The 19,596-nt window shown below is 68.1% G+C and carries 15 protein-coding genes; 11 read left to right on the top strand and 4 right to left on the bottom strand.

From position 1 onward, the window contains the following. Positions 1-38 precede the first annotated feature (38 nt). A complete protein-coding gene (locus tag L1F06_RS23635; RefSeq protein WP_129483668.1) occupies positions 39-1,616 on the bottom strand; it encodes an ABC transporter substrate-binding protein in 1,578 nt (525 codons plus the stop codon). A gap of 344 nt (positions 1,617-1,960) precedes the next feature. Here L1F06_RS23635 and rpmB point away from each other — a divergent pair, with 344 nt between their 5' ends. The 3 genes from rpmB to L1F06_RS23620 all read left to right on the top strand — a co-directional run bounded on the left by rpmB (position 1,961) and on the right by L1F06_RS23620 (position 3,856). Continuing rightward, positions 1,961-2,197: a 50S ribosomal protein L28 gene (rpmB, locus tag L1F06_RS23630; RefSeq protein ID WP_003242523.1), complete on the top strand. Its 237-nt coding sequence runs from the start codon at positions 1,961-1,963 to the stop codon at positions 2,195-2,197. A gap of 10 nt (positions 2,198-2,207) precedes the next feature. Beyond that, positions 2,208-2,363 (top strand): 50S ribosomal protein L33, encoded by a 156-nt coding sequence (rpmG, locus tag L1F06_RS23625; RefSeq protein WP_003242516.1) that lies wholly within the window; start codon positions 2,208-2,210, stop codon positions 2,361-2,363. 278 nt (positions 2,364-2,641) lie between these two features. After that, positions 2,642-3,856, top strand: a complete 1,215-nt coding sequence (locus tag L1F06_RS23620; protein WP_129483667.1) for an HDOD domain-containing protein — start codon at positions 2,642-2,644, stop codon at positions 3,854-3,856. Here the strand turns inward: L1F06_RS23620 and L1F06_RS23615 are convergent. Both L1F06_RS23615 and L1F06_RS23610 read right to left on the bottom strand, forming a co-directional pair. Next, the gene (locus tag L1F06_RS23615; protein WP_129483666.1) at positions 3,841-6,723 is read right to left on the bottom strand and encodes an EAL domain-containing protein; all 2,883 of its coding nucleotides are present in this window, start codon (positions 6,721-6,723) and stop codon (positions 3,841-3,843) included. The genes L1F06_RS23620 and L1F06_RS23615 overlap by 16 nt on opposite strands. A gap of 183 nt (positions 6,724-6,906) precedes the next feature. After that, positions 6,907-7,965 carry a fatty acid desaturase gene (locus L1F06_RS23610; protein ID WP_129483665.1) on the bottom strand — a complete coding sequence of 353 codons (1,059 nt, stop codon included), beginning with the start codon at positions 7,963-7,965 and terminating at the stop codon, positions 6,907-6,909. A 103-nt stretch (positions 7,966-8,068) separates the two neighbouring features. Here L1F06_RS23610 and L1F06_RS23605 point away from each other — a divergent pair, with 103 nt between their 5' ends. From L1F06_RS23605 to L1F06_RS23580, 6 genes are all read left to right on the top strand, one after another. Beyond that, positions 8,069-9,082, top strand: coding sequence for an AraC family transcriptional regulator (locus L1F06_RS23605; RefSeq protein WP_129483664.1), 1,014 nt, complete (start codon positions 8,069-8,071; stop codon positions 9,080-9,082). Continuing rightward, positions 9,079-10,155: an FAD-dependent oxidoreductase gene (locus L1F06_RS23600; protein WP_129483663.1), complete on the top strand. Its 1,077-nt coding sequence runs from the start codon at positions 9,079-9,081 to the stop codon at positions 10,153-10,155. Before L1F06_RS23605 ends, L1F06_RS23600 begins: the two co-directional genes overlap by 4 nt. A 227-nt stretch (positions 10,156-10,382) precedes the next feature. Beyond that, the gene (locus L1F06_RS23595) at positions 10,383-11,957 is read left to right on the top strand and encodes a methyl-accepting chemotaxis protein (RefSeq protein WP_177491266.1); all 1,575 of its coding nucleotides are present in this window, start codon (positions 10,383-10,385) and stop codon (positions 11,955-11,957) included. 146 nt (positions 11,958-12,103) lie between these two features. Next, positions 12,104-12,283, top strand: a complete 180-nt coding sequence (locus L1F06_RS23590; protein WP_129483662.1) for a hypothetical protein — start codon at positions 12,104-12,106, stop codon at positions 12,281-12,283. Positions 12,284-12,403: 120 nt separating this feature from the next. Further along, positions 12,404-13,771: a glutamine synthetase family protein gene (locus L1F06_RS23585; protein WP_129483661.1), complete on the top strand. Its 1,368-nt coding sequence runs from the start codon at positions 12,404-12,406 to the stop codon at positions 13,769-13,771. Positions 13,772-13,853: 82 nt separating this feature from the next. After that, a complete protein-coding gene (locus L1F06_RS23580) occupies positions 13,854-15,167 on the top strand; it encodes an NAD(P)/FAD-dependent oxidoreductase (RefSeq protein ID WP_129483660.1) in 1,314 nt (437 codons plus the stop codon). Positions 15,168-15,177: 10 nt separating this feature from the next. On the opposite strand, the gene L1F06_RS23575 is transcribed toward L1F06_RS23580, so the two are convergent. Then, positions 15,178-16,140, bottom strand: a complete 963-nt coding sequence (locus tag L1F06_RS23575) for a LysR family transcriptional regulator (protein ID WP_129483659.1) — start codon at positions 16,138-16,140, stop codon at positions 15,178-15,180. A gap of 98 nt (positions 16,141-16,238) precedes the next feature. Between L1F06_RS23575 and L1F06_RS23570 the strand changes: the two genes are divergently transcribed. Continuing rightward, positions 16,239-17,450 (top strand): MFS transporter, encoded by a 1,212-nt coding sequence (locus tag L1F06_RS23570; protein ID WP_129483658.1) that lies wholly within the window; start codon positions 16,239-16,241, stop codon positions 17,448-17,450. A 338-nt stretch (positions 17,451-17,788) separates the two neighbouring features. Continuing rightward, on the top strand, positions 17,789-19,519 hold the full coding sequence (locus L1F06_RS23565) for an extracellular catalytic domain type 1 short-chain-length polyhydroxyalkanoate depolymerase (RefSeq protein WP_129483657.1): 1,731 nt from the start codon (positions 17,789-17,791) through the stop codon (positions 19,517-19,519). Positions 19,520-19,596 lie beyond the last annotated feature (77 nt).

Here is a 19,596-nt window from a genome sequence, read left to right as displayed (position 1 = left end):
GGTGCGTAGGGTGGGCTTTAGCCCACCATGATGATGGCTCAGGGAGCCATCTGCACCGAGGCAAAATTCTGCCGGCCAAAGGGACTGACCTTGTAGCCCTGCACCTTGTCGCTGAGCAGCGCGAAGGCGGTGGGATGGGCCAGCGGCAGCCACAGGGCCTGCTCCTGAATGAGCGTCTGCGCCTGCTGATACAGACGGCTGCGTTCGGCCTGGTCGCTGCTGGCCTTGCCATCGGCGATCAGCTTGTCCAGCGTCGCGTCGCAGTAGCGGGCGAAGTTCAGGCCGGATTCGACCGAGGCGCAGGCAAATTGCGGGGTGAGGAAGTTGTCCGGATCGCCGTTGTCGCCGGCCCAGCCCATGAACAGCAGATCATGCTCGCCAGCCTTGGCGCGGCGGATCAGCTCGCCCCACTCGATCACGCGGATTTCGGCGGCGATGCCCACCTTGGCCAGGTCGGCCTGCAGCAGCTGCGCGCCGAGGCTGGGGTTGGGGTTGAGCAGGCTGCCGCTGGGGCGTGTCCAGATGGTGGTCTTGAAGCCTTCGGCCAGACCGGCTTCGGCCAGCAGGGCGCGGGCCCTGGCCGGGTCATGGGCATAGCCGGGCAGCTCGCGGGCAAAGCTCCAGGTATTGGGCGGGTAGGGCCCGCTGGCCGGCTCGGCGCTGCCCTCGAACACCGCCTTGACGTAGCTGGCCTTGTCGAAGGCCAGGTTGATGGCCTGGCGTACCTGCGGCTTGTCTAGCGGCGCATGCTGGCTGTTGATGCCGACGAAGGCGGTCATGAAGGCCGCGGTCTGTGCGCTTTTCAGCCTGGCGTCGCCGGCGATGGCCTGCACGTCCTGCGGCTTGGGCGACAGGGTGATCTGGCATTCGCCGCGGCGCAGTTTCTGCAGGCGTACGGCGCTGTCCGGGGTGATGGCGAAGATCACCCGGTCCACGCCCGGCTTGCCGGCGAAGTAATCGGGATTGGCGCGGTAGCGCACCACGGCGTCCTTCTGGAAGCGCTCGAAGACGAACGGGCCGCTGCCTACCGGTGCGCTGTTGAGCTTCTGCGGTGTGCCGGCGGCCAGCAGCTGGTCGGCGTACTCGGCGGAGTAGATCGAGGCGAAGCCCATGCTCAGGGTGGCGAGGAAGGTGGCATCGCGGCGGGACAGGGTGATGCGCAGGCTGTGCGCATCCGGCGCTTCGAGCTTGGCGATCAGGCTCGGCCACTGCATCGACTGGGCGTGCGGGTAGCCGCTGGCGGCGACCTGGTGCCAGGGGTGCTTGGTGTCGAGCATGCGCTGGAAGCTGAACAGCACGTCGCGGGCGTCGAGTTTGCGGCTGGGCGTGAAGTCGGCGCTGTGATGAAATGGCACGTCGTCACGCAGCTTGAAGTCGTAGACCAGGCCATCGGCGGAGATCGACCAGCTGCGCGCCAGGCTCGGCAGCAGCTTGCCCTGCTCGGCGTCGAACTCCACCAGGCGGTTCATCAGCATGTCGGCCGAGGCGTTGGTGGTGGTCAGCGAGTTGTACTGCACCACGTCGAAACCCTCCGGGCTGGCTTCGGTGCAAACGCTGAGGGTGGCGGCCTGGGCCAGTATCGGGGTGCACAGCAAGGTGGCGAGCAGCAGGCGCATGGCGAACTCCTTGTTCCCGGTGGGACGCTAAGCTTGCAACCCTAGTCGATTTGCGCGGGCATGAATACCGAAACAAGGCGACGAGCGGTCGAGCGCGAGCGAAGGCCCATGGTCCCGGCCCCGGAGGGCGAGCGGCCTATGCCGATGCGTTTTCTCCCGCGTTTTCCCTTGTTGCTCCCAGGGCTTTCTGGTATAAAGCAGCGCTCTTTTCTAGGGGCCCGGTTCTTGCGCTGTCCAGTGCGCCCGGTAAGACCCTCGAGAAACGCGGCGCCGAGCGCCAATGACATTGAGTTTAAGCGGCCAACCCATGCCGGGTTGGGCATGTGGTTTTAGAGGGCTGAGGCATGTCGAGAGTCTGTCAAGTTACCGGTAAGGGTCCGGTAACCGGGAACAACATTTCCCACGCAAACAACAAAACCCGTCGTCGTTTCCTGCCGAACCTGCAGCACCATCGCTTCTGGGTCGAGTCCGAGAAGCGCTTCGTGCGTCTGCGCGTATCCGCCAAGGGCATGCGTGTGATCGACAAGCGTGGCATCGACGTAGTGCTGGCCGAGCTGCGCGCTCGCGGCGAAAAGGTTTAAGGAGAGAGTCATGCGTGAACTGATCCGTTTGGTGTCCAGCGCCGGTACCGGCCACTTCTACACCACCGACAAGAACAAGCGCACTACCCCTGACAAGATCGAAATCAAGAAATACGATCCGGTCGTACGCAAGCACGTGATGTACAAGGAAGCCAAGATCAAGTAATTGATCGGCTGCCTGTCGAAGAAGCCCGCCCCTACCGGCGGGCTTTTTTGTTGCGGTTGCCCGCGCTCATCGCGCTGCGCCTGAGTCATTGCCCCGGCGGACAAGGCCCGCGCTGCGCCATTTTTTGCGCAACTCGACCATCTGCGACTTACGTCCCGCAAAGCCGCGGTTTAGACTGCGCCGTTGCCATGGAACTGACTCATCCATCAGCTTTGCCGCGGATGTGGGCGCATGCGGGTTCGGGCACCCTCCTTTACGTCGTTCGCCCAGAGGCACGCATGACCGCTGCAGTTCATTCCGTGGAAGTTCTGATCGCCGAGGCCGATCCCTGGACCTCCAACCTGCTCCAGCAACTGGTGCTGGACGTGCGCGGCGACGCCCGCGTGCTGCAGGTCAGCGATGGGCAGGCGGCCCTGGCCCGTTGCAAGCGGCGGCTACCGGATCTGGTGATCGCCGACGGCGAGCTGCCCGGGCTCGATGGCGTGGAACTGCTGCGCCAACTGCGTCGCCATCCGCGTACCCCGGCGCTGCCCTTCGTGCTGATCAGTGGCCGCCTCGACGCGCAGAGTGTGCGCGCCGCGCGGCCGCTGGCGCCGAGCGCCTATCTGGCGAAGCCGTTCAACGCCGAAAGCCTGCGTCAGCGCCTGCATGCACTGCTGCCCGCTGCCAGCGGGACGGTCTCGCTGCGCCCGGCGCTGCTGGTCAGCGAGCTGCGCGAGTTCCTCGACACGGTGCGCGAGGAGGGGCAGGGCGCGCCTCTGCTCAGCGATGTGCGCAACGCCGTGAGCCAGGGGCTGCAGTCCGGCGAGCAGGACCTGGGCGAACTGGAGGCGGTGTTCGGTCGTGATCCGCAGATCACCGCACTGCTGATCGCGGCGGCCAGCACGGCGGCGCAGCACCAGGGCGTGCCCTGCCAGACCCTGGCGCAGGCCCTGCAGCGTCTGGGGGTGGCGCGTACGCTGAATCTGGTGCTGGGCCTGGCCCTGCAGCGCAATGCCCAGCTGCGCGATCCGCGTCTGGCCGAACTGGCGACGCGTGCCTGGCAGCAGGCGCGTCGCAGTGCCGAGCTGGCGCGCTGGCTGGCCGGGGAACTGAAGCTGGATGCCGAGCTGTGCTTCACCGCCGGCCTGTTGCACAACCTGGGCGAGTTGGCGTTGCTGCGCAGCCTGCAGGACTGGCTGGAGGCTGGCGGCGAGCTGAACGACGAGCAGATCGATGATGCCATGCGCCAGCGTGCGGCCAGTTTCGGTTCGGCCCTGCGCATCCGCTGGCGTCTGCCCTTCGGCCTGCGCGAGTTGATCGCGGCGTTCTACGGGCTGGGCAGCGGGGTATTTTCCCGCGAGGCGCTGGTGCTCAATCTCAGCGGCCTGCTGCTGGCGCTGCCGGCCAGCGAGCAGCCGACGAGCCTGGCCGAGGCGCGCTGCGTACGCATGTTGCGGCTCGACCTGGGCCTGCTCGAGCGCCTGCCGGCCGAGCTCTACCAGGCTTCCTGAGTGCCGCGGCTGCGGGCGTCGTCGGCCAGCTGGCGCAGCGGCTGCGGGCGGCCGACGAAGTAGCCCTGTGCGTAGTCGATGCCGAGCCGGCGCAGGCAGTCCAGGCTGGCCTGGGTCTCGACGAACTCGGCAACCGTGAGCAGGCCGAGCTGGCTGGCGATCTGGCGCATCGAGCCGACCATGGCCTGGTTGATCGGGTCGGACTCGATGCCACTGATAAAGCTGCCGTCGATCTTCAGGATATCCAGCGGCAGGTGACGCAGATAGGCGTAGGAGGCGAAGCCGCTGCCGAAGTCGTCCAGTGCCACCTTCAGGCCCTTGCTGCGCAGCTCGTCGATCCACTGGGCAGACACGCCCAGTTCGCCGAGGGCGACCATTTCCGTGACTTCGATGCACAGCTTGCCGGGCGGCAGCTGGTGCCGACTCAGCTCCTGTTCCAGCAGTTGGTGAAAGGCGCTGTCGAGCAGCGAGCTGGCGCTGAGGTTGACGTTGACCTGGGCCAGCTGCGCCAGATGACGCGGGTTGGCAGCCAGCCAGGCGCACAGGTGCTGGATCACCCAGCGGTCGATGGCGCCGAGAAAGTCGTAGCGCGCTGCCGCGTCGAGGAACTGCGCCGGGCTGACCCATTCGCCGCTCGCCGGGTCGCGGTAGCGCAGCAGCACCTCGTAGTGCAGGCCGCTGGCGGCGCTTTGCAGGGCCTGTACCGGCTGGAAGAACAGCTCGAAGTGACCGCGCTCGCAGGCTTCGCGCAGGCGGGTGATCCATTGCAGCTGGCGTTGATGCTCGAGCAGTGCGCCATCTTCCGGGTTGAACTGGCACACGCGGTTGCGGCCCTGGTGCTTGGCCAGCTGACTGGCGCTGCTGGCCCAGGTCAGCGCGGTTTCCCAATCGCGCACGCCGGAGCCGAGGGCAAGCAGGCCGATGCTGGTGTGCAGGCGGAAGGGCCGTCCCTGCCAGGTGAAGACGAACTGCTCGACCGCACGCCGCAGCGCCTCGGCCTGCTTGAGGGCCGCTTCGTCGTCGACCTCGCGCAGCAGCACGGCGAACTCGTCGCCGCCGACGCGGGCCAGCTCGGCATGGCGCGGCAGCTGGTGGCCGAGCTGGGTCGCCAGCTGGCGCAGCAGCTGGTCGCCGGCGGAGTGACCGCAGAGGTCGTTGACCTGCTTGAAGCGATCCAGGCTCAGGTGCAGCAGATGGCTGAAGCGGCGCTTGGCGGTGCCGCCCAGCGTCTCCGACAGCAGCCTCTCCAGTTCGCGGCGATTGAGCAGGCCGGTCAGCGCGTCATGTGCGGCCAGTTGCTGCAGGCGTTCTTCCAGCGCGCGGCGCTCGCTGAGATCGACCACTATGCCTTCGATGCAGTCTCGCTGAGGGCGCAGATGCAGCGACAGGTAGACCCACAGGGGGCGCTGGGCCAGGTCGTGCAGCTGGCATTCGCAGCTGACGGTACCGGCCTGGGTGTCGAGCTCCTGCAGCAGCTCGCGCCACTGCGCCTCGCCCAGCAGGCGCTGCAGCGGCAGGCCGACCAGCTGGGTGGCCGGCGTATCGCCGCCGAGCAGGCGTGCCAGGCTCGGGTTGGCTTCCAGCAGCCTGCCGTCGCGGTCGCAGCGGAAGATGCCCTCGCCGCTGTGGCGGAACAGCGCCTGGTACTGCTCCAGGTTGTCGATGGCCTGCGCCTGGCTGCTCAGCAACACCCGGCGTACACGCTCCAGCTGCTTGTCGAGCAGGGCGCCGAACAGCAGCATGCTCAGCGCCGGCAGGTAGGCATACAGCGCATAGAAGCCTGGCGGCAGCGGAATCAGGCCGACCCGGCTCAGCGGCACCAGCAGCATCAGCACCAGCGCCGCGCTCCAGCACAGCAGATAACCCGGCGCGTAGGGTCGGCGCTGGTAGACCCCGAGGCACATCACCAGCAACTGGTAGAGGCCGGTGCAGAGGATCAGCAGATTGAGGGTCTGGTAGGTATAGGCATGGCTGATAGCCAGGCCGCCCAGACACACCAGCAGCACCGCGGCGAACAGCGCGTCGCGCAGCCAGCGCAGGCGCCCCAGCTCCAGGCGCAGGGCGCTGGCGAGAAACAGCGAGCTGAAAATCAGCATGCCGGCGGTGGTCAGGTTGACCAGCCACTTGGGCAGCAGTGGCCACTGCGGCCAGAGCAGCCCGCTGAGGTTGTACAGGCTGACGTTGTACAGCGCCACGCACAGCGCCGTCAGGCTGAAGTAGGCCAGCTGCGGCTCGCGCAGGGTGCTGTACTTGAGCAGATAGAACAGCGCCAGGGCGAGCAGGGCGCCCACCAGCAGACCGCTCTGCAGCCAGCTGTGGGCGATCAGTTGCTGACCCTGCTGCGCGCCGACCAGCTGCAGCGGCAGGGTGATCGCCGAGTGGCTCTGCACGCGCAGCAGCAGGTTGTGCGGGCCTTCGCCCAGACGTGGCAGGCTGATGAGAAACTGTGGATAGGGTTCGCCGCGCTCGTTGAAGGGGCGCAGCGAGCCGCTGTACAGCGGGCCGAGCGGTTGCTGATCGGCGAACAGCCAGATTTCCAGATCGTCGAGGAAGGTCTGGCCGACGATTAGCTGCAGGCGTTCGGCCGGCGGCGCCTGCAACTGCACGGCCAGCCACCAGGCGCTGCGTGAGTAGCCGATGCGCGGTGTGCCCTGTACCGGCCGACCTTCGCGGCCGATGCGCTGCAACACCTCGCTGGCGGTGAGCTGCGCGCCGGGGTCCTCCAGCAGCAGGCTGTGCTCGATGCTCACCGGCGTGGTCAGCTGCTCGTTGCTCAGCTGCAGCAACGGCAGCGCGTCGTCGGCCCGGGCCGTGACGGCGCAGGTCAGCCAGAGCAGAACGAGCAGTGAGCGGAGCAGGTGAACCATCCAGGGCGCCTCAGAAGCCACTTCGAGGGCGCCTCAGTCCGGCGGACGCTGTTCAATCGAGGGAGCGGTCGGGCGCGCCTGAATTCTAGCCGACTGCTGGCGCTGTGATTGCGCGGCGGGTCTCATCCGCCGTGCCCGGCGACGAATGACGTGCGCATGAGACCCTGGCGCGACGCGCGATGCTCAGGCGGTGCTGGCGCGTTCCTGCTGCGTCCGGGCGCGACGGGTCCAGCGATTGGCGCGGGCGAAGGTGCCGAAGTCGTTGAAGCGCACGCCCATCTCGCGCATCACCCGGTGGGCGAAGGGCACGGTGAGCTGGCGGATGTAGAAGGGCTCCTTGACCACGAAATGATGGATCGCGTGGCTGCTGCCGAAGTTGAAGCAGAACGCCTGCAGCGGCCACAGCCACCAGGGGTTGAGCACCTGGGTCTGCTGGATCACGTTGCCCGGTTCGACATCGCCGTAGTAGTGCATGTTGGAGCTGACGAAGTGCAGGCAGAAGGTGCGCAGCACGTTGGGTCCGACCAGCACCACCACGGCGACGTTCACCACCTGCATCACGCTCAGCGTGGTGGCCGACCAGGCGATCGGGGCGCCGAGTGCGGCGGCGGTCCAGTCGAGCAGATGGAAGCCGAGGAACAGGTACCAGGTCGCCCAGTTGAGCAGCCCCAGCGGCGCGTAGACCTTCAGCGTGCGGGTGAGGATCAGCCGGCGGTGTTCGGGGTTCTTCGCCCGCAGCCAGCGGATGAAGGAGCTCATCATGTTGTCGCCCACCATCAGCAGGCGCGCGATGCCCCAGGGTTCGCCGTTGGTGATGGCGCGCTCTTCCATGTCGGCTTCGCTGCCGGAGACCTTGTGGTGGTTCAGGTGCAGGTGGCGGCGCACCCAGGGGTTGATGGTGCTCGGTCGCGCCAGCCAGACCAGCGCCAGCATCAGGTTGTGCGGCAGCGGCTGCTTGCGGAAATACATCGAGTGGATCAGGTCGTGCTCCAGCTCATGGGTCAGCGAGGCGAAGAAGGCGTTGAGCAGCAGGCAGGCCCACCAGGGCAGATGACCGCCGATGTACAGCGCGGCCGAGCCGATCATGCCGCACAGGGCGAAGGCCAGGATGCCGGCGCCGAACGCGTCCTGATGCTGGAGAATGGGATAGCGCTGGCGCAGGGCGTTGCCATGGGCCATCACCTGCTCGCGGATATGTGCGGCGCGTTGCTGGTCATTAAGGCTTGCGGGGGAGGGGGACATGCCGACATCCTCTTGTCATGGGGCCGTGACCTCACTGTGCCGCGACGACCGTCGGTGCGCCCGACCGAGCACGCCAACCTGCCTACCGGATACGCCAATCTGCATGACTGCCGAACCCACCACCCTGGCCAGCTGGACGCGCGCTTTGCGCAAGCAGCTCGACGCCCTCGGCCTGGACAGCGCCGCGCTGTGCCGCGCCGCCGGCCTCGACCCGGCGCTGCTCGACGATCCCAACGCGCGCTGCCCGCTATCGGTCACCACCCGCCTGTGGCAGCTGGCGGTGGCGGCCACGGGCGACCCGGCGCTGGGCCTGAAGACCTCGCAGTTCGTCAGCCCGACCACCTTTCACGCCCTGGGCTACGCGCTGATCGCCAGCAGCAGCCTGCGCGAGATGTTCGAGCGCATCGTGCGCTACCACCGGGTGGTCAGCGATGCGCTTGAGCTGGAGCTTTGCCGGGTGGGCGAGGTCTACGAATTCCGCTTTCGCGTGCCGCCGGGCAGCCCGCCGCCGGCTCCGGAGGCGCTGGATGCCTTCGCCGCGATCTACGTGCGCAGCTGCCGCAACCGCCTGAGTCGTGACTTTTCGCCGTTGCTGGTGCAGTTGCAGCGTCCTCGGCCTGCCGACCCGGCGCCCTGGCAGGCGGTGTTTCGCGCGCCGCTGCAGTTCGATGCCGCAGAAAGCCTGCTGCGCTTTCCTTGCGCCGCCTTCGAGCAGCGTCTGGATGACGGCAATCCCGAGCTGGCCGAGCACAACGAGGCGGTGCTCAAGCGCAGCCTCGAACAACTGCAGGTGGCCAGTTACAGCGAGCGGGTGCGCAGTTGTCTGGAGGCCCGCCTGCCGGATGGCGAACCGTCGGCCGAACGCATCGCCCAGGCCCTGCACCTGAGCCTGCGCAGCCTGCAGCGCCATCTGGCCGAGGAAGGCACCAACTACGAGGCGCTGCTCGGCGACACCCGCCACGCCCTGGCCCTGCGCCATATGCGCGATCCGCGCTGCTCCATCAGCGAGATCGCCTACCTGCTGGGGTTCAGCGACAGCAGCAGTTTCGGTCGTGCCTTCAAGCGCTGGACCGGGCAGACGCCGAGCCAGTACCGCGACGGATCGAGAAAGCCATGAGTCGCTACGACCTGCTGCTGGCTGGAGCCGGCCACGCCCACCTGGGTGTGCTGCGCCGCTGGGCGCTGGTGGAGCGGCCGCCGGGACGCATCGGTGTGCTCGCGCTCGGCCCCGACGCCTGGTACGCCGGCATGCTGCCGGGGCTGATCAGCGGCCGCTTCAGCGAGGCGGACTGCCGCGTGGAACTGCAGCCGCTGTGCCGCGCGGCCAAGGTGGAGCTGATCGAGGGCGAGATCGCCGCGCTGGATGCCGATGCCCGCGTGCTGCACCTGGTAGATGGGCGCAGCCTTGCGGCCGAGTGGTTGTCGCTCAATGTCGGTGCCGGCATGGCCATACCGCCGCAGCAGGGCGATGCCATGCAGGTGCTGGCGGCCAGGCCCATCGGTGCGCTGCTCGAGGGCTGGCGGCAATGGCAGGCCGAGCCACGGCGCATGGCCATCCTCGGCGGCGGCGCGGGAGGCGTCGAGCTGGCGCTGGCACTGGCCGACAAGGTGCCGGGGGTGGCGCTGTTCTGCGGCGGGCCGCTGCTCGCCGGCCTGGCGCCTGGGTTGCGCCTGCGCGCGCTGGGCCTGCTGCGTCAGCGTGGCGTGCAGGTGCGCGAGCACTGCCCGATCGGGCGGATCGAGGACGACTGGCTGCTCAGCGGCGACGAGCCGGTGTGGCGCGGCCGGCGGCTGCTGCTGGCCAGCGGCGCACGGCCCTGGCCCTGGCTGGCCGCCAGCGGCCTGGCGCGCGATGCGGCGGGTTTCGTCGCCATCCGCCCGACCCTGCAGAGCGAGTCGCATGGGCAGATCTTCGCCGTGGGCGACAGCGCCAGCCTCGACGGCATGCGCCGCAGCGGGCGCTTCGCGGTGCGGCAGGCGCCAGTGCTCACGGCCAACCTGCAGGCCGCCCTGGTCGGTCGACCGCTGCGGCCGTATCGCGCGCAATGGCAGAGCCTGGCCTTGCTGGCCACCGGCGATGGCGGAGCGCTGCTCGGTTGGCACGACTGGAGCGCGGGCGGGCAGCTGTATGGGCGCTGCAAGGACTGGCTGGACAGGCGTTTCATCCAGCGCCACCGGCTGGCTGGATGATGCGGCTCGCTGGTGGCGGCCATCTGCGACTAAAGTGTGATGGTGGTGGACCTTCCGGGGTGCTCGAATCGAAACCATCCTGCCCCAAGTGCGCGTCTCTGCCGCCGGGCCTGTCGATCACCTAGCCTGCTGCCCAGGCTGCGTGGGATGTTCGAGGAGAAATCGTCGTGACACCGTCCGCCTACAGCGCCTCACCGCGCCCAAGAACAAGAACTTCGAGGTCGGTCATGCAAGCTGCCTTTATCCGCTCGCCAATTGCCTTTGTCTTGCATGCATTGGGGCTGGCCGCGTTGATGCTGGTCTATCAGCAGACGCAGTTGCCATCCTATGTCAGCGTGCCGTCGTTCCTGCTCCTGGCACTGTGGCCCTGGCTGGGGCCCTGGCAGCGACGCGAGGATGCGTCGCAGTCCGCAGCGCGGCAAACCGCTGGCAACGAGTTCATCGAGCTGAGCCGCGGCCTGTCGCGGCACACCTGCCACAACGCGCTGTCCGCGGCCAAGGTCGCCCATGCGGTCAAGCTGCTGGCCGAGCGCCTGCAATCGCAGTTGGCGGCGGTGCAGCAGGTCAGCCAGGCGGCCGAGGCCATCACCCATACCGAACAGGACAGCGCCGCCCGCGCCGAGCAGACCCTCAGCGCCGCGCGCCAGGTACGCGATGCCAGCGCCAGCGGTCAGGCCGAACTCAGCGAGGCCATCGCCCGCATGCAGCAGCTCAGCGCACAGACCCTGGCCAGCCGGGAGCTGATCGACGGCCTGGGCAGTCGTACCGAGCAGATCGAGCAGGTCACCCAGGTGATCCAGTCCATTGCCAGCCAGACCAACCTGCTGGCGCTCAACGCCGCCATCGAGGCCGCGCGTGCCGGCGAGATGGGCCGCGGCTTTGCCGTGGTCGCCGACGAGGTGCGCAACCTCGCCGCGCGCACCGCCAGCGCCACCGGCGAGGTCAGCCAGATGGTCGCCGACATCCGTCAGCAGAGCGCTGCGGTGGTCGCCCATATCCAGCGCCAGAGCGTCGAGCTGGAACAGGCCGCGCAGCAGATCGAGTCGGCCGGCGGGCAGCTGCACGGCATCGCCGACCAGGCCGAGGAGGTCGAGCAGCAGGTGGCGCAGATCAGCGCCGGCACGGCGGACAATCATCAGCGTCTGGCCAGCATGTCCACCGCCGCGCTGCAGTTGCAGAGCGACGTGCAGGACAGCGAGGGCGAGACCCGCAAGCTGGCCGGTGCCGCCGAGCATCTGGTGGGGCTGGCGGAAACGGTCAGCGAGCAGCTCGCCGAAGTGGGCCTGGACGATTATCACCAGCGTGCCTACGACCTCGCCCGCGAAGGGGCTGCGGCCATCGCCGCGCAGTTCGAACAGGACCTGCAGGCCGGACGCATCGGCATCGACGAACTGTTCGATCGCAACTACCAGCCGATACCCGGTACCCAGCCGCAGAAATATCGCACCCGCTTCGACCAGTATGCCGATCAGGTTCTGCCGGCCTTGCAGGAGCCTCTGCTCAAGCGCCATGAAGGGCTGGTATTCGCCATCTGCACCACGCCGGAAGGCTATGTGCCGACGCATAACGCCGCCTTCAACCATCCGCCCACCGGCGATGCCGCGGTGGATGCCGCCAAGAGCCGCGGCAAGCGCCTGTTCAACGACCGCACCGGCATCCGTTGCGGCAGCCACAGGCAGGCGCTGCTGCTGCAGACCTACATGCGCGATACCGGCGAGCTGATGCACGACCTGTCGGTGCCGATCATGGTGCGCGGGCGGCATTGGGGCGGCTTGCGTCTGGGCTATCGGCCGGAGCCGTAGGGTGCGCTGAGCGCACCGCTGGCTGCCGTTCGGTTAAGGGTGCGCATGGCGCACCCTGCGGGTCGACTTGGTTGGCACGGGCAGGATTGTTTAGCTGGCGCATAACCAAGCGTATGAAAATCCCGATTTAACGCACGTCAAACCCTGTGCGACGCTGCCAAGCCATGAACTCCCCGGCCTGCCAAGTCCATGTTCCGCTCCACCGCGCCCCGGCGCGGCGCCGCCTGCTCGAGCGGCTCAACCCGCTGCTGACCATCATCCTCGCCTTCTGGGCGCTGTGGCATTGCCGCCACGCGCGCCCGCCGGACATCGTCCCCACCCGCTGACTCCGATGGCTGCGCCATGTCCGCAGCCGCTGATGCCCATTTGTCTGCCTGTGCAACCTGTTCGAGAATCGAATGGGCCGTGCGGACACCGAGCGCCCGACTGGCGCAAGCGAGTGCGATATGACGACTTTCGCCCCCGCGCAGGAAGCCTTGGACTTCCTCGCGCACAACCCCGATATCGAGCTAATCGAGCTGTTCATCCTCGACGCCAATGGCGTGCCGCGCGGCAAGCTGCTGCACCGCGAGGAGCTGCTGGCGCTGTACCAGAGCGGCCGGCCACTGCCGAGCACCATGCTCGGCCTGTCCATCCAGGGTGAGGACGTCGAGGACTCCGGCCTGGTCTGGGAGGTGGGCGATATCGACTGCCGCGCCTACCCGCTGCCCGGCAGCCTGGTGCGCCTGCCCTGGCGGCAGATCCCCACCGCCGCGGTGCAGGTATCGATGCACCCCAGCGAAGGCCTGCCGGCCACGCCGGCCGATCCGCGTCAGTTGCTGGTGCGGGTGATCGAGCAGCTCGAGGCCGACGGCTACCACCCGGTGATGGCCTGCGAACTGGAGTTCTACCTGCTCGATCAGAAACGCGATGCCCAGGGCCGCCCGCAGCCGGCGCTGGACGCCGACGGCGGTCGCCCGCGGCAGACCCAGGTCTACGGCCTGCGCGAGCTGGAACAGATCGAGCCGTTCTTGCGTGATCTCTACGCGGCCTGCAAGGCCCAGGGCATCCCGGCGCGCACGGCGATTTCCGAATACGCTCCCGGCCAGGTCGAGATCACCCTGGAACACGGCCCGGCGCTGGCGGCGATGGACCAGGCGGTGCGCTACAAGCGCCTGGTCAAGGGCGTGGCCCACGCCCACGGCATGCAGGCCTGCTTTATGGCCAAGCCGTTCGATGATCTGGCTGGCACCGGCATGCATATGCACGTCAGCCTGGCCGACGGGCAGGGCAACAATCTGTTTGCCAGCGAGGATCCTTCGGGTACGCCGCTGCTGCGCCAGGCGGTCGGCGGCATGCTCGCCAGCCTGCTCGATTCGCTGCTGCTGTTCTGCCCCAACGCCAACTCCTACCGGCGCTTCCAGGCCAACAGCTACGCGCCGCTGGCGCCGACCTGGGGCGTGGACAACCGCACCGTCAGCCTGCGCGTGCCGGGCGGCCCGGCGCCGACCCGGCATGTCGAGCACCGCATCTGCGGCGCCGACGCCAACCCCTATCTGGCCGCGGCGGCGATCCTCGCCGGCATCCACCGCGGCATTCGCGAGGGGCTCGATCCGGGTGAGCCGGTGCAGGGCAACGGCTATGCCCAGGCCAAGGAGCTGCTGCCCACCGACTGGCTGACTTCGATCCAGGCGCTGGAGCGCTCCGGCTGGGCGCGCGACGCCTTCGGCGCGGAGTTCCTCAAGGTGTTTCTCGCGGTCAAGCGCGCCGAGTATCGCCAGTTCATGGGCGAGGTCGGCGAGCAGGACTGGCGCTGGTATCTGAGTAACGCCTGAGTAGGGTGCGCTGGGCGCACCGAACCCATACATGGTGCGCACGGCGCACCCTACGGCGTATAGCCGCTTCGAGGACTTTGCAATGAACGCCATCACCCAACCCGTCAAACCCGCCGCCGAGCGCGCGCCGTCCTATTACTCGGCCTCGCTCAACTTCGAGACCGACTACCCGACGCTGCAGGGCAGCGTGACGGTGGACGTGGCCATCATCGGCGGCGGCTTCACCGGCATCGCCACGGCGGTGGAGCTGGCCGAGCGCGGCCTGAAAGTGGCCGTGGTGGAAACCAACAAGGTCGGCTGGGGCGCCAGCGGGCGCAACGGCGGCCAGGTCACCGGCAGCCTGTCCGGCGACGAGGCCATGCGCAAGCAGATGCGCAACACGCTGGGCGAGGAGGTGGACGACTTCATCTGGCACCTGCGCTGGCGCGGCCACGAGATCATCAAGAACCGCGTGGCCAAATACGGCATCGACTGCGACCTCAAGCACGGCCATCTGCACGCGGCGATGAAGCCCAGCCATATGGACGAGCTCAAGGCTTCCTTCGAGGAGGCGCTGCGCCGCGGCATGGGTGACGAGGTGACCCTGCTCGACGCCGACGGCGTGCGTGCGCAACTGGGCAGCGAGCTGTACTGCGGGGCGATCAGAAACACCCGCAACATGCACCTGCACCCGCTCAACCTGTGCATCGGCGAGGCCAGGGCCGCCGAGAGCCTGGGCGCGCTGATCTTCGAGCATTCCGAGGTGCTGGATATCGTCCACGGCGCGCGTCCGGCGGTGGTCACCCGCGGCGGGCGGATCGAGGCCAAGCAGGTGCTGCTGGCCGGCGACGTCTACCACAAGCTGGAGCGGCGCAAGCTCAAGGGCCTGATCTTCCCGGCCATGGGCGGCATCGTCACCACCGCGCCGCTGGGCGAGCTGGCGAAAGAGATCAACCCGCAGGACCTGGCGGTGTACGACTGCCGCTTCGTGCTCGACTACTACCGCCTCACCGCCGATGGTCGCCTGCTGTTCGGCGGCGGCTGTAACTACTCCGGGCGTGATTCGCGGGATATCGCCGGCGAGCTGCGCCCGTGCATCGAGCGCACCTTCCCGCAGCTCAAGGGCGTGCAGATCGACTACCAGTGGAGCTGCGCCATGGGCATCGTGATGAACCGCATTCCGCAGCTGGGCAAGCTGTCGAGCAACGTCTGGTATTGCCAGGGCTACTCCGGCCACGGCATCGCCACCACCCACATTATGGGCGAGATCATGGCCAAGGCCATCACCGGCGACCTGGAGCAGTACGACACCTTCGCCGCCTGCAGGCACATCAAGGTGCCGCTGGGCGACCAGCTCGGCAACCCGATGCTGGCCGCCGGCATGTGGTACTACCAGATGCTGGAGAAGCTGCGCTGAGCACGGCGCGTCAGTGACGGCTGCCCGGCTGCGCACCTTCGGCACCTGCTGCGCGCAGGCCGACGAGGTTCGGCATGCGGCTGCGGATCAGCTCGGCGAACAGGCGCAACTTGGCCGGGTAGCTGCGCGCATGTGGGTAGATCAGGTAGACCGGCAGGGGCGCGGCCTGCCATTGCGGGATCAACTGGACCAGGCGGCCTTCCTCGATATCGCGGGCGACTATCCAGGCCGAGCTGACGCAGGCGCCGAGCCCGGCGAGCGCGGCGCTGCGCAGGGCATAGAGGCTGTCGGTGCTCATCCGCGGCTGGATCGCAAAGCGGTGCGAGCGACCGTCACGCAGGCAGGTCAGCACCACCTCGTCGGTGTAGTAGGTGCGTAGTGCCAGCCAGGGCAGGCGCTGCAGCTGTTCGGTCGATGCGGCCAGCGGCTCGTCGCCGAGCAGCTCCGGCGCCGCGACCACGATCCGCGGCACTTCGCCGAGGCGGATGGCGACCACCGACGGGTCTTCGATGAAGCCGACCTGAATCGCACAGTCGATGCCCTCGGCGGTGAAGTCGGGGCTGCGATCGTGCAGCACCCACTCCACGCTCACCTTCGGGTAGCGACGCAGGTACTCCCCCAGCGGGGCGATCAGCTGGTCCTGGCCGAAGGCGTGAGGCACCTGCACGCGCAGCGTGCCGCGAGGGTCTTCGCGTGCGCCGATCAGCTCGTCCTCCATCTCCGTCCAGCTTTCCAGCACCTGCCTGGCGTAGGTGTAGCAGCGCTCGCCATCGCCGGTCAGCTGCATGCCGTGGGTGGTGCGGTTGAGCAGCTGCAGGCCCAGCGAGCGCTCCAGCGTCTGCAGGCGACGGCTGACGGTGGGCTGCGTGGTGTTCAGCTGCGCGGCGGCGGCCGACAGGCTGCCGGCGTCGACGATGCGGATGAAGGTGCGCAGCAGTTCGATGCGATCGAGGCTGGTGACGAGTTCGCTCATACGTAAAGTGCATAACTGATTTGCCTGGAAGGCTACTACAGCGCCTTTCGATACGCGATGAGAATGATGCCCTCGTTCAAGCCTCTGGGAAAACGCTCATGACCTCGACACCTTGCTCCCCCGCGCTGGCGCACAGCGCACCCGCGTTATCGCGCGGGCTCGTGCTTCTCCTGGCCACGGGGGCCGGGCTGAGCGTCGCCACCCTCTACTACAGCCAGCCGATGCTGGGTGTGCTGGGCGCCGACATCCAGGCTGGCGAGCGTGCCGTCGGCATGGTGCCGATGCTGACGCAGCTCGGCTACGCCCTGGGCATCCTGCTGCTGGCGCCGCTGGGGGACCGCTACGACCGGCGGCGGATCATCCTGGCCAAGGCCGGCATGCTGATGCTGGCCCTGCTGCTGAGCAGCATTGCGCCGGGCGTGGGGGCCCTGCTGGTCGCCAGCCTGGCCATCGGCCTCGCCGCCACCATGGCCCAGGACATCGTCCCGGCCGCCGCCACCATGGCCCCGGAGAACGAGCGCGGCACGGTGGTGGGCACGGTGATGACCGGTCTGCTGCTCGGCATTCTGCTGTCGCGGGTGATGAGCGGACTGATCGCCGAGCAGTTCGGCTGGCGCGCGGTGTATGGGGTGGCGGCAATCTCCATCGCGCTGTTCGCCATCGGTGCCTGGCGGGGCCTGCCGCGCTTCGCCGCGACCACCTCGCTGGGCTATGGCGCGCTGCTTGGCTCGATGCTCAAGCTCTGGTCGCGCTATCCGGCCCTGCGCCGCGCGGCGCTGGCCCAGGGGCTGTTGTCGGTGGCGTTCAGCGCGTTCTGGTCGACGCTGGCGGTGATGCTGCATGCCCGCTTCGGTCTGGGCAGCGCGGCGGCCGGGGCGTTCGGCCTGGCCGGTGCGGCCGGTGCCCTGGCGGCGCCGCTCGCCGGGCGCCTGGCCGATCGTCGCGGTCCCGAAGGCGTGACCCGCCTCGGCGCGGCATTGACGCTGGGCTCGTTCGCCCTGCTGGGCCTGGTCGAGGCGCTGCCGTTCGAGGCCCAGCTGGGCCTGATCGTGGTCGCCGCCATCGGCTTCGACTTCGCCATCCAGGCGACGCTGGTCGCCCATCAGACCATCGTCTACGGCATCGACCCGCCGGCGCGCAGCCGCCTGAATGCGGTGCTGTTCACCGGGGTGTTCGTCGGCATGGCGAGCGGTGCCGGGCTGGGCAGCATGGCGCTGGCGCAGTGGGGCTGGAGCGGGGTGGTGGCGCTGGCCATCGTCGCCTCCTGCGGTGCGCTGCTGGTGCGGCTGCTGCCGGCATCCAGGCCGTGACGGACCTGGTCGAGCGCATGCCGGTGGAGCGGGGCAGGGCGCTCTGGGACGGGGCGCTGCCGGCCCGGGGTCTGACCCGCTGGACAGCCTCCTCCCGACTTCTGGACACAAAGGGCCGCTGCGCGGGCGCGGGCCGGATAAAACTGTCCGAGATCTTGGAAACGACCTGCGCTTCAGCCCGCCGCTGACGCCAACTCATTGAAAACATTGGGCCTTGCCGGTTGGCATGAATATTCCAAAGACGTCAGGGCGAGCGTCTGGCGGGCAGCCGCAGTTCGGAGCTGTCCCAGGGTGGTTCGCGCACCTCCAGAAAACAACGTCAATAACGGAGTACGCCCATGACCAAGCAATCCTTGCCCCAAGGCATGGCGGATCAGCGTCTTTGCCGCTTTTTCACTGCTGCCCTGTGTTCCCTGCTGATGATCCTGCTGTGGCCGACCACGGTCACGGCGGGGCAAACCTTCTCCTACACCTCCCCGCAACAGGCCTACAGCGGCTCGCGCGAGCGCAGCTACAAGGTGTATGTCCCTACCGGCCTGAGCACGCCTGCCCCCATGGTGATGGCGCTGCATGGCTGCCGGCAGACCAACGACGACGTGCTCAACGACTGGGGCCTCAAGGCGGCGGCGGATCGCTACGGCTTCATTCTGGTGGCGCCCTTCATCACTAGCTACGACGGGCTGCGCAACGAGAACTGCTGGGGCTTCTGGTTCGAGCAGCACATCCACCAGGGTGGCGGGGAGGTCGCGGACCTGCATCGCATCGCCCAGCAGGTGGAAGCCAACTTCGTCATCGACGCCAACCGGCGCTTCATCACCGGCCTGTCGTCCGGCGGCGCCATGTCCCTGGTCGCTGCCGTGGCCTACAACGAGTACTGGGCGGCGGCAGCGCCGGCGGCAGGCCTGCCGTACCGGGAAACGGCGTCTTCGGTCTCGCTGTCCGGGCAATGCCCGGGCTCGGCCACCTTCCGCAGCGTCAGCCAGGTCGCGGCCGACATGCGCAGCGAAGTCAACGACGCCTACCCGATTCCCCTGATGATTCTGCAGAACAGGAACGACTGCACCGTGCTGCAGACCGCGGCCAACAACATGCGCGACGCCCATCTGCAGGTATTCGGCAGCGCCAGCCGCAACACCCCGGCGACCACCAAGGCCTCCGATACCGGTTGCTCGCCCTACCATCAGAACGACTACGGCTGCCGTCACATCGCCTACACCCAGGACGGCACCACGGCGACTCGCTCGCTGGTGGAAACCGTCATCTACGACGGCCCCCTGGCCACGCCCAACCCCCAGGACACCAACCACGGCCACTACTGGATTGGCGGTGCCCAGGGCAACAACGGCAAATGGTCGCTTCAGGTCGGCCCCAGCTATCCCGACATCATCTGGGACTTCTTCAGCCGCCACAGCCGTGACGGTAGCCAGCCGCAGGGGCATCCGGTGATTGTTCTGCAGGGCGACAACCCGCTGTCGGTGCCGCTGGGCAGCACCTTCAATGATCCCGGTGCCAGCGCCAGCGACGCGGAAGACGGCAGCCTGCCGGTCAGCGCCGACTGCAGCGCGGTGAACCCGAGCGTCGTCGGCAGCTACAGCTGCCTCTATTCGGCCACTGACAGCGACGGCAACCGCAGCACGCTCACCCGTACCGTGGAGGTCTACGATCCCAACGCCCCGGTGGAAACCTGCCAGGTCGTCAGCGCCTCGCCCTCCGTCCACATCGGCGCCGGTCGCGCCTACGCCGGCGGCACCTCCAACCTGCGCGCCTACGCCAAGGACGACGGCGTGGACATCGGTGGCTCGTTCGACACCTGGAGCAACGTTCCGCTGTACGAGGGCGAGCCGGGACGCTGGTACGCGCAGCGGCCCGCCGCCTGCGGCGGCAGCGGCCAGGCCTTCACCTGCCAGGAGTGGAACGCCAGCAACCTCAGCCACGTGATGGCCGGCCGTGCCTATTACGGTTACTACACCGTCGGCGGCAACCAGTACCTGGGCAGCCTGTCCGGGCTCAGCACCTGGGTGCGGGAAACGGCTCAGGGCCATTTCCAGGCCGGACGCTGCAGCAACTGAGGCGACGCCTGGCGGGCAGGAGCGTGCCCGCGCACGGCTGAAACGCGAGGCGAGTGCGGCCGACGGCTCGCCTCTTA

The sequence above is a fragment of the Pseudomonas hydrolytica genome (assembly GCF_021495345.1).
In the GTDB taxonomy this organism is placed as follows: Bacteria; Pseudomonadota; Gammaproteobacteria; order Pseudomonadales; family Pseudomonadaceae; genus Aquipseudomonas; species Aquipseudomonas hydrolytica.
This window is presented reverse-complemented; position numbering and strand designations above follow the sequence as displayed.